We start from the raw sequence: 10,136 nt of genomic DNA, 5'->3' as shown, positions 1-10,136 counted from the left end.
CCGGCACGGGTACCGGCACGGGTACCGGCACGGGCCCTGACGCGGGTGCGGGTGCGAGTGCCGGCGCGGGCTCCACCCAGGCCGAGGCGAGCGGTCCACGGGCCGACACGCCCGGCCTCGGCCTGTGCTTCGAGGCGCCGGAACACCCGGCCGAGGTCGTCAGGTTCTGAGAACGGCGGATATTCATCATGGCCGTCCTGGGCAGAATGGTCGTCTCGGGCAGACGCCGCTTTCCACCGCTGCCCGGTGACGCCGCGCCCGTCTCCCTATGCGATCCCGCTGTCTTCGGGGATGACCCCGCCTCCGGGAATGACCCCGCGGATGACCTCGCCGCCCCGGGCCGGGTGCCGTCCGGGGAGCACCCCGGCCCGCTCTACGGCCCGAACGCGCGGCGCCGTGAATCGGGTCCGGCCTCCGCCCAGCCGGCCCGACCCGCCCAGCCGGCCCGACCCGCCCAGCCGGCCCGACCCGCCCAGCCGGCCCGACCCGCCCAGCCGGCCCGACCCGCCCAGCCGGTCGCGCGGCATCTGCCCTTCGCGGTTCTCCTGGTCGCCGGGATGACCCTGCGGGTGGTCACCGGGTACGCCTACCGGCCGGCGTTCGAGTTCAGCGGAGACTCCTACGCCTACCTGCGACTTTCCACCCTGCACGCGCCCGACCCGATGCGGCCGGCCGGATACCCGGCCTTCCTGCGCCTGCTGTCGCACACCGGCGACCTGTGGTGGGTGACGGTGGTCCAGCACGTCGCGGGCCTGGCGCTCGGGGTGGGGATCTACGTCCTGCTGGTCCACCGCCGAGTGGCGGCCCCGGTGGCGGCCCTCGCCGCCGCGCCGGTCCTGCTGGACGCCTACCAGCTGGTCCTCGAGCACTACGTGATGGCCGAGACCCTGTTCGCGGTCCTGCTGGTCGCCGCGATGATCGCCCTGACCTGGTCGGCACGACCGTCGGTGTGGGCGTGCGGGCTCGCCGGCCTGTTACTGGGCGGGGCGGGCCTGGTCCGCACCATCGGGGTCGCCATGGGTGTGCTCGCCGTGGGCTACCTGCTTCTTCGTCGCGTCGGATGGCTCCGGCCCGCCGCCTTCGCCGTGATGCTCGCCGTTCCACTCGTCGGATACGCGGGCTGGTTCCACCACGCGCACGGGAAGTACGCGCTCACCGGTGGGGACGCGGTGTGGATGTACGGCCGGGTGGCACCGATCGCCGAATGTGATCGCCTACACCTGAGCACGCGCCAGCTCGTCCTGTGCTCCCCGCATCCGGTGGCGGGGCGGCCCGATCCCAGCTACTACGTCTGGAACGGCAACAGCCCGCACTGGCGGCTCGACATGCCCGACGACAAGCGGGACGCGCTGCTGCGCGACTTCACCCGCCAGGTCATCCGGTATCAGTTCGGTGACTACGCCCGGATGGTCGGCGGGGAGATCGCGCACTACTTCGCCCCGGGCCGACCGGTCGGGCACCGTGACTGGCCGGACGCGACCTGGCGGTTCCCGACCGGTAACGAACCGCGCTACCTGCACAACGGCGAGCCACTGCTCGGCTTCCACGGGGACGCGCCCAGCCGCGTCATCCGCGAGCCGTCCGCCGGTTTCCTGCGGAGCTACCAGCATCTCGTCTTCACGCCCGGTCCGGCCCTGGCCGGGATGGTGATCCTTGCCGTCGTCGCGATCATGATCCCGGGACGGGACCGCCGTGCGCCGCCGGGGAACCGTGGCTCCCGGCGCCGGAGAGGCCTGCGGGACCGGGCCGCCGAAGATCGACGGCTGCGGGCGGACATGGCCCTCCTCGTGGCGGCCGGGGCCGCCACGCTCATCGTCCCGGCCGCGACGGTGTGCTTCGACTACCGCTACCTGCTCCCCGTCCTCGTGCTCTTCCCGCCTGCCGCCGCGCTCGCGACCCGCCGGTTCGTGCTGCTCAATCGATCGCGCCGGGCGCCCGCGGAGGAGCCGGGGATCAACGGCTCCAGCCGAGCCCCAGCCGGGGTGCCTCCATCGCCGGGCAGGTGTCCATGACGACGTCCAGCCCGGCCTCGCCCGCACGCGCCGCGGCAGCCTCGTCCCGCACACCGAGCTGGAGCCAGACCCCCTTCGCGCCGATCTTCACCGCCTCGTCGACGAGCGGGCCGGCCAGCTCCGACCGGACAAACAGGTCGACGACGTCGACGGGAAACGGGATCTCGCTCAACGTCGCGTATCCCTGCTCCCCCGCGACCACGGGTGCCGAAGGATGCACCGGCACGACGTGCTTGCCGTGCCGTCGCAGGTAGTCCGCAATGCTGTAGGCGGTCCGGCGGGTGTCGTTGGACAGCCCCACCACCGCCCAGACCTCGGTGTCGGTGAGCATGCGGCGAATGGTGTCGTCATCTCCGAAGCGCATACCCGCATAACCGCCCATGCCGCCCGGTTCATCCGGACCGCGGAAGGACTTCTCAGTTCCCGGCAACGATTCCCGGCAACGGGGGCGAGAAGCACGAGCCCCGGTGGAGGCGGGCGCATAGGATCTTCACGTGGAGAACGTGGAGCTTTCCCCGCTTCCGGCCGCCGGGGGACGGCTGGCCGCCGGGGCTGGAGCCGGCGGTGAGTGACAAGCACGAGGTGACGCTGTCCGCCTCGGCCGAGCGGGACCTGTCGAAGCTGGCCGAGCTCACCCGCGGCGAGGTCCGTCGGTTCCTCGACGGTGCCCTGCGCGACGATCCGCGCAAGGCCGGCACTCCGATCCCCGGCGAGCAGGTCGGCATGCACGAGGCCAGCGGGCGGACCTGGCGGATCCTCTACCGGATCGACGCCAACACACGCTCTGTGCGCGTTATGGTCGTCGCGCCGCGAGGTGCCCGCTCCCGGATCGTGCCAACGATCGGCAACGCCCGCCCCGCAACCGGATGGCGCCGGGTCTGAGCCCGGGCGGTCACGAGGCCCGGGCGGTCAGGAGACGTTGACGCCGAAGTCCAAGGCGATCCCGCGCAACCCGGAGGCGTATCCCTGACCGACAGCGCGGAACTTCCATTCCCCACCGTAGCGGTACAGCTCACCGAAGATCATCGCCGTCTCCGTGGAGGCGTCCTCGGTGAGGTCGTAGCGGGCCACCTCCGCGCCGTTCGTCGCGTCCGTCACCCGGATGAACGCGTTGCGGATCTGGCCGAAGGCCTGCCGACGCGAGTCGGCATCGTAGATGGACACGGTGAACACGACCTTCGCCGCCTGCGGGGTCAGCATCCGCAGGTCGACGTTGATCTGCTCGTCGTCACCGCCGCCGCCACCGACCAGGTTGTCACCCAGGTGCTTCACCGCACCGTCCGGACTCACCAGATTGTTGAAGAACACGAAATAGCCGTCGGAGAGGACCTGGCCGGCGTCATTCACAATGATCGCGCTGGCGTCGAGATCGTAGGCGGCACCGGTGGTCTGCCGCACCTGCCACCCCAGGCCCACCGTCACGGCAGTGAGGTTGGGGGCGACCTTACTCAGCGAGACATTGCCGCCCTTGGACAGCGACACGGAGGTCATATCCTCACCTTAGTACGAATGGTCCCCGCCCTGCCGACCGGCGGGCCCTACGGCTCGATCAGGCGCCACCGGTCTGGTGTTCCCGGCTCGGAACGCGCCGCGCCGGTTGCCTCCAGCGTCGCGAGGTACGACATCGTGTCCATCACGGCGTTCTGCAGCGCCACCCCCCGCAGGTTGCGGAACGGCCGATGCCAGGTCACGTATCCGGCGACGTCCCAGACCCGCGAGGCACCCGCGCGCAGTCCCTCGACGACCTCGGACAGCCGGCCGGCGTGATGCGCGTCGAGCTCCGCGAGCCGGCGCTCCAGCCCGGTGAACCGGTACTCGTGCGCCGGCAGCACCTCCTCGGCCGGCAGGCTCCGCAGCCGGGCCAGCGAACGCAGGTAGTCCCCCAGCGGATCAGGAACGGCCTCCTCCGGCGCGGATACCCCGACCGCCGTCGAGGGCAGGACGTGGTCCCCGGAGAACAGCAGCCGGTTGGTCGGCTCCCAGAAGCAGAGGTGTCCCGGCGAATGGCCCGGTGTCCACAGCGCGGTGAGATCCCAGCCCGGGATGTCCGGCCGGTCGCCGTCTTCGAGGAGGATGTCGGGTCGCGATAGGCCCGGGGCCGGCTGCTGGTAGCCCGCCAGCAGCCGCTCGGTCATCTCGGCGGGCGCCCCGGCCCGGATCATCAGCTCGGAGATCCGGTCGGCGTAACCATGTTCGAAGTGCCGGAGCATCGCCTCGTCCAGGCGATGCAACGAGACCCACGCCCCGGATGCCTCCCGGATCCGGTTCGCCAGGCCGTAGTGGTCCAGGTGCGCATGGGTCACCACGACGCCCCGCACGTCGGCCACCGACATCCCGATCATCGCCAGTCCGGCCTGCAGCTCGTCGAACGCCTCGTCGAAGTCCCAGCCCGCGTCCATCAGGAACGGGCCCGTGGAGGTCTCGAAAACGTACACGAACACGTGCGCCGGTTTGGCCCAGGGCAACGGGACGGGAATACTCCACAGTCCCGGACGCACCTGCTCGACCGGTGGCAGGGGCCGACGCCACCGCGCGGCACCGTCCCGGCCGGCCCGCTCCACGGCCGGCTGCGGCCCGGTCTGACGCGGCACACCGACATCCCCGAGAGCAGCGTCCACGACCTCACCCACCCGTTTTCTCCGGCGCCCGACGGCGCGTGCATCGCGTACCGCGGCGCCCCGGGCCTGCGGCACCCGTCTCTGGGCCTGCGCCACCCGACGGAACCTTGGCGCGTCCCGGCCAACCTGTCATGCTATACCGCGCCGCCCGGTACCCCCCGAACCGGGCGGCGCCATACTTTCCCACCGCCGTCACCGCCGTCACCGCCGTCACCGTCACCGCGCCGGTCAGGAGGGGCAGGGCAGAACGGTGAGGGATCCCGGTGCCCGGGAGCGCCGCCCGTCGAGATCGGTCACCGTGGCCGTGTAGGTGATCGCCCCGGCCACACGGGCCGGGCCCACCGGGCCGGACCACGTCGACCGGTTACCCGTCGCCCGGTCAAGGACCAGCGACACACTAGCCCTGCCTCCGTCGGGGAGGTTCACCACGAGCTCCGCGGCGAAGATGCCGGTCGCGTCCACGACGGACACCGTCACCGTGGACACCGTCACCGGGGACGCGGTCACCGGGGACGCGGTCACCGGGGACGCGGTCACCCTCGCGGCCGGCGCGCAGCCGGACGGGTACAGCGTCGTCGGCGCCGCGACCATCGACACCACCTGTGGCGAGCCGTCGACCCTGGCGGTGACCCGCACGTCGCCCCCGCCATCACCCTTGCGGGGCCTGACTGGAACGGTCACATCGATCGGTCCGGACGGTGCCGCCGCCCGATCAAGAGTGATCACCAGGGGGACGACGGCCCCCGGATCGATCCGCGACCGGCCGGGCACCACGGTTAGCCAGGACGGGCTGGCGCCGATCACGACGTCGACCGGCGCCGTGCCCTCGCCACGCAGGTCAAGCCGCCAGACGGAGTCGACGTCACCCAGGTCGACCCTGGTCGAGCTCAGGCTTAGGGCCGGGCCGGCGGGCCGCGCAGCGACCGGGACGGCCGGTGACCCGGGCGGCGGTCCGGTCCGCGGCCTCGCGGCGGTCGGGGCAACCCGTGGCGAAACCGACCCGATGCCGGTGCTCGGGGAGGCCGCGGACGCGGTGGAAAGGGCCGGACCGGCACCCGGCCGGGCAGTGACCGGGGCCGCCGTCACGTCCGCCGGCCCGTCCTCGTCACCGGGCGTGGGTGCCGGCGCTGCGACCGGCGCACCCGGCCTGCCTCCGGAGGAACCCGCACGATGGTCGCCGGCCATCCGCCCACGCACAACCACCAGACCCGCAACGATGACGACCAACACAGCCACCACAGCGATGATGCGTCCCCACCGGATCGGCAGGATCCGGCCTGAACGCCCCCAGGGAGAACGGTGACGTCCCGGCGATCCCGGGCCCCCCGCACCATCATGCGTCATCGTGACGAGATTAAGCCGACGGATTCTCGCTAGGGGACCAATTCGCTCGTTTCCGTCACGAAGTACGCCGAGATCTCTCTCGGCCCTCGGGTCGAGACGGGATGCCCCGATTCTCCCCATTGACCCCGTTGTCGCCGTTGTCGCCGTTGTCGCTGGCCTCCCGGCTCTCCCCGGTCCGCCGGCTGCGAGGCCTGCCGGGCGGCCCGCCCCGCAGCCGGCGCCCCCACCAGACCCACCATGCCAACGTCTGGGTCACCAGCGCGAAGCCGAACAGCAGATCCTCGACCGGAGCGTGCGCGATCCGCGGGCCGAGGATCCGGCGGGGGTCGTAGACGACGATGCCGAACCCGGTGAGGATCCCATTGGAGATCAACTGGAACAACGCGATGATCGCATAGGAAGTCCAGAAAACCCGCCGGGTCAGCAGCCGGGTCCGCAGGACCCACAGGTCCATCGCGATCGCCAACGCGACCCCGACGACCGCCAGGGCCGTGTAGCTCACGGCCGATCACCATCGGGAGTCCCATCGGAACGCGTCGCGCTCGGATGGGCGGGCTCGTCGCCGACGTCCCAGCCCCGCACCGCGCGCACGGCCTCCAGCGTCAGGATCGCGCACATCGGCACCACGGCGAAGAACAGCAGCTCCTCCAGGGGAAGGCCCCCCGGAAGCAGGATCCCGGTGATGCGGCGCCGGTCGAAGCTCCAGTGCCCCGCGGAGACGGCGAACAGGTCCCAGACAACGAAGATCACGATGACGGGGGCGAGGGTCAGCAGCAGCCGAACCGGCCGGGCGTACACCCGGGTGCCCAGAAACACCTCAAGCGGCGCCGTTCCGAGCAGGCATCCCGCCAGGACCGCGAGGTAGCTCAGATGGCGCATCGGCGGCTCGGACGGCGCATCGACAACTCTCAGACAGCTCTCAGACGCCGAGCGAGGGCAACAGCGCTCGCGGCCGGATCCTCGACCCCGGTGAGGCCCCGCACGACCACCACGCGGCGCGCTCCCGTCGCAAGAATCTGATCCAGGGTATCCGGACCGACGCCACCGGTGACGAACCACGGCTTCACGCCCGGAGCGAACGGAGGAGCGTGCCGCGCGGCCAGCCGGGGCAGACCCAGGCCGACCGGCGGCCGGCCCTCCTTGGTGGGCGTGGCGTGCACCGGCCCCACGCACACGTAGTCGACGTCGGGGTCGGCGAGCGCCGCGAGGAACTGGTCGGGATCGTGCGTCGACTGTCCGATCAGCACGTCCGGGCCCACCAGGCGCCGGGCAAACCGCGGCGGGATGTCGCCCTGACCGACGTGCAGGATGTCGACCCCGGCGAAGGCGGCGAGGTCGGCGCGGTCATTCGCGCTGACCAGCACTCCCCTGGCGCCGGCGGCGGCCTGCACCCGCCGCAGCCCGCCGAGCTCCTCGTCCCATTCGAGCCCCTTCTCCCGGAGCTGGATCAGATCGACCCCGGGGGCCTCGGGCGTGCCGACCACGGCGCTCAGGAAGGCGTCGAACTCGGCCCGACGCGGCGTGCACAGGTACAGGCGGGCGTCGGCCAGCCGCCGCAACCGGTCCGCCCGGGCTGGCCCACCGGCGCGCGGCGACGATCCCTCAACCTCCGGCGACAGCACGCACGATCTCCAAAATGTCGCCGTCGGCGAGCCGGACGGCGGGAATCTCGGACGGCGTCAGAGCCACGCCATTGTGCTCGACCACCACCGAACCAGACGGCAGGCCCAGCTCGGCGAGCAGGTCGGGCAGCGGCTGGCCACCCGGGATGCCCCGCGGCGCACCATTGACGACGACCCGCGCCCGGGCGAGCGGCTCCGGGTGCGCACGCGGGTGCAAGTGCGGCGGACGATCGACCATTTTTCGACCCTACGGGAGCAGCGCCCGCCGTGCGGGCGGTGGGTACGGCCGGGACCGGGCCGGGGCTAGAAGGCCGACGCCTGGGCCCGCCGTTTGACCTCCTTGCCACGGTTCTCGATAAGTGCCTGCATGGGGGTGCCCGGCAGACTCGGATCCTCCCGGAAGATCCAGTCGAGCGCATCCTCATCGGTGAACCCCGCGTCGGCCAGCACCGTGAGCAAGCCGGGCAGCCCCTTGACGACGGCGCCGTCCCGGATGAAATCGGCAGGCACCCGCAGGACGCCCCCCTCCCGCCGGGCCAGTAGCGTCCGGTCGCGCACCATCTGCCGGACACGGGTCACGGGAACCTGCAGCTGATCGGCGACGTCAGGCAGGGTCAGCCAGTCCATGGTCAAGAGTAAACACCTAAGTCTCGATGGCGTCGTATGGTGCCGGCGCGGCCGCGGACGTTGGCCGCGCCCCTCGGCGAGGGGATGACCAGGCGGTTTCCGGCCGGGACGGTCCGGCCGGAACGGGTCAGAGCGCAGCCACCTGGGCGCCGCCCGCGGCCGCCGAGCGCACCGCCGCCTCCAACACCGCGACCACCGGACGGGCGGTCTGCACGCCGTAGCCGGACAGCGGCCAGCCCGAGACGAGACAGTCCGCCAGGTCCCGGTGAAACGTACTGCCCGAGGTGGGTGCCAGCGGGATGTGGCTGCGCACCCCGTCATGGGTGATCAGCACGAGCGACCCCGCCTCCGCCTCGAGTATCTCGGCCTCGGCCTCGACCTCGGACCGACGACCGGCGTGCCGTCCCAACCGCGGCACCAGCTTCCCCTCCCCGTCCCGGAAAGCCCCGCCGTCCCGGAAAGCCCCGCCGTCCCGGAAAGCCCCGTCCAGGATCAGCGAGCCGGTGGACCCGAGCACCTCGAACCGCGGGCGCCGGGCCACCGTCAGATCGGAGACCGTGACCTGCGCCTCGGCCCCACTCGCGAAACGCAGCAGCAGCCGGCTGTGGTCAGCGTTGCTGACGTGGTGCCAGACCCGCTTGACGGTGGACGCGCTGACCCATTCGACGGGCTCGTCAACGAGGGCGAGGATCTGGTCAACGCAGGCGCTGCCCCGATCATGGAGCTGCCCACCACTGATCCGCTCGTCGTCGTGCCAGGTGCCGGCTGGCCGGCGGAAGCCGCCCCGGTGGGCGTCCAGCCGCAGCGGCTCGCCGACGGCGCCGCGGTGCACGGCGGCGCGGACCGCCCGGTAGCCCGGGTCGTCCCGACCCTCCGGATACACCGCGAGCACCAGGGACCGGGCCTCCGCGAGCTCCGCGAGCTGGTCGGCGTCCGGGGTCGACAGGCAGAGCGGGGCGTGCACGACGACGTGCTTGCCGGCCTCCAGCGCACGACCAGCCCATTCGAGACGGGTGTGGGTCGGTGTGGCCACGATGACGACCCCGAGATCCGGATCGTTGACCAGGTCGTCCGGGTCGTCGACGCGGCGCGGCGGGCGACCCGCCGCGTGCGCCGGGAGCCGGCCGGCACCGCCGTCGCAGAGGGCGGCGAGTTCCAGGCCCTCGGTCGCGTCCACCGCCGAGTGGTGCGTCCCGGTGATGTCCGGGGTGCCCAGCAGCCCGACCCTGGCCGGCGCGGCGTCGAGCACGCCGAGGCAGTGCCGCAGCCAACGTCCCACGAGCCGCTGGTAGGCGGGATCGGCGAGCACGGCGGGACCGGTACCCAGGGTGAGTATGCCGAGGCCCGTGGAGGGCCGCCAGGTGCAGACGGGATGCTCGCCCATCTCGTGCCGGACCAGGAGCAGCCGCTCCACGTCGTCGGCAATCTTGTCGGGGATGATCCAGCTCTCCCGGGGGCGGAAGTCCGCGGACCGGGCCATGACCGCGCCGCCCTGCGGCCCGACGGTCAACCGCAGGTCGTAGGGCGCGGTGGTCCGCCCCGGGATGAAACCGGACGCCTCGATGAGCGGACTTCCCGGCGGCAGCGCCCGCATGGTCGGCCCGGCGAGCAGGACCGGGACGGTCTGCCGGGCCCGGTCCAGCAACTCCTGCTCGACGTGGTCGAGCGGACGGTCGATGAGCACGAGAAGCGCGTCGGCCGACCGTGCCGAGGTCGGGCCGAGACCCGCTGCCCGCAAATGGTCGCCGAGCGCGTTCACACCGGCCAGGTTCGACACCAGGTGAATGCGAGGCACGTCTCCGCACTCTAGTGACTGTTCCCGACGTTCCGGCGATTGGGGTCATCAAACAAAGATCCAAATAAAGATCCGCGCAAAGATTTACACAAGGATGCATACATAACGCAATGCCGGG

General features: G+C 71.9%; 11 protein-coding genes and 1 pseudogene. 2 read left to right on the top strand and 10 right to left on the bottom strand.

Going from position 1 to position 10,136, the window contains the following annotated elements; genetic code table 11:
• The first annotated feature begins 188 nt into the window (after positions 1-188).
• Positions 189-2,012, top strand: coding sequence for a hypothetical protein (locus tag BMG523DRAFT_RS01330; protein ID WP_043590160.1), 1,824 nt, complete (start codon positions 189-191; stop codon positions 2,010-2,012).
• Here the strand turns inward: BMG523DRAFT_RS01330 and BMG523DRAFT_RS01325 are convergent.
• On the bottom strand, positions 1,954-2,394 hold the full coding sequence (locus BMG523DRAFT_RS01325; protein ID WP_235462795.1) for a CoA-binding protein: 441 nt from the start codon (positions 2,392-2,394) through the stop codon (positions 1,954-1,956). The two genes, BMG523DRAFT_RS01330 and BMG523DRAFT_RS01325, sit on opposite strands and share 59 nt — an antisense overlap.
• Positions 2,395-2,576: 182 nt before the next feature.
• Between BMG523DRAFT_RS01325 and BMG523DRAFT_RS01320 the strand changes: the two genes are divergently transcribed.
• Positions 2,577-2,894 carry a type II toxin-antitoxin system RelE/ParE family toxin gene (locus BMG523DRAFT_RS01320; protein ID WP_011437449.1) on the top strand — a complete coding sequence of 106 codons (318 nt, stop codon included), beginning with the start codon at positions 2,577-2,579 and terminating at the stop codon, positions 2,892-2,894.
• 27 nt (positions 2,895-2,921) lie between these two features.
• On the opposite strand, the gene BMG523DRAFT_RS01315 is transcribed toward BMG523DRAFT_RS01320, so the two are convergent.
• The 9 genes and pseudogenes from BMG523DRAFT_RS01315 to BMG523DRAFT_RS01275 form a co-directional block, all read right to left on the bottom strand.
• On the bottom strand, positions 2,922-3,503 hold the full coding sequence (locus BMG523DRAFT_RS01315) for a TerD family protein (RefSeq protein WP_011437450.1): 582 nt from the start codon (positions 3,501-3,503) through the stop codon (positions 2,922-2,924).
• 47 nt (positions 3,504-3,550) lie between these two features.
• Complete coding sequence (locus BMG523DRAFT_RS01310; RefSeq protein ID WP_235462793.1) at positions 3,551-4,726, bottom strand: MBL fold metallo-hydrolase; 1,176 nt, start codon at positions 4,724-4,726, stop codon at positions 3,551-3,553.
• 132 nt (positions 4,727-4,858) lie between these two features.
• A complete protein-coding gene (locus tag BMG523DRAFT_RS01305; protein WP_235462790.1) occupies positions 4,859-5,866 on the bottom strand; it encodes a hypothetical protein in 1,008 nt (335 codons plus the stop codon).
• Positions 5,867-6,182: 316 nt separating this feature from the next.
• A pseudogene (locus BMG523DRAFT_RS01300) lies at positions 6,183-6,476 on the bottom strand (lycopene cyclase domain-containing protein); the annotation flags it as partial.
• Complete coding sequence (locus tag BMG523DRAFT_RS01295; protein WP_011437454.1) at positions 6,473-6,853, bottom strand: lycopene cyclase domain-containing protein; 381 nt, start codon at positions 6,851-6,853, stop codon at positions 6,473-6,475. The gene BMG523DRAFT_RS01295 and the pseudogene BMG523DRAFT_RS01300, both read right to left, overlap by 4 nt.
• 29 nt (positions 6,854-6,882) lie before the next feature.
• A complete protein-coding gene (locus tag BMG523DRAFT_RS01290; protein WP_023841272.1) occupies positions 6,883-7,596 on the bottom strand; it encodes a thiamine phosphate synthase in 714 nt (237 codons plus the stop codon).
• Positions 7,577-7,834, bottom strand: a complete 258-nt coding sequence (gene thiS, locus BMG523DRAFT_RS01285; protein ID WP_011437456.1) for a sulfur carrier protein ThiS — start codon at positions 7,832-7,834, stop codon at positions 7,577-7,579. Before thiS ends, BMG523DRAFT_RS01290 begins: the two co-directional genes overlap by 20 nt.
• A gap of 65 nt (positions 7,835-7,899) precedes the next feature.
• Entirely contained in the window at positions 7,900-8,223 is a 324-nt protein-coding gene (locus tag BMG523DRAFT_RS01280; RefSeq protein ID WP_023841271.1) for an Rv2175c family DNA-binding protein, read from the bottom strand.
• A 127-nt stretch (positions 8,224-8,350) separates the two neighbouring features.
• Positions 8,351-10,018 (bottom strand): Gfo/Idh/MocA family protein, encoded by a 1,668-nt coding sequence (locus BMG523DRAFT_RS01275; protein WP_043590156.1) that lies wholly within the window; start codon positions 10,016-10,018, stop codon positions 8,351-8,353.
• Positions 10,019-10,136: the final 118 nt, after the last annotated feature.

The sequence above is a fragment of the Frankia sp. BMG5.23 genome (genome assembly GCF_000685765.2).
GTDB lineage: Bacteria > Actinomycetota > Actinomycetes > Frankiales > Frankiaceae > Frankia > Frankia casuarinae.
The sequence above is the reverse complement of the archived record's forward strand: the minus strand, read 5'-3'. Positions and strand labels throughout refer to the sequence as shown.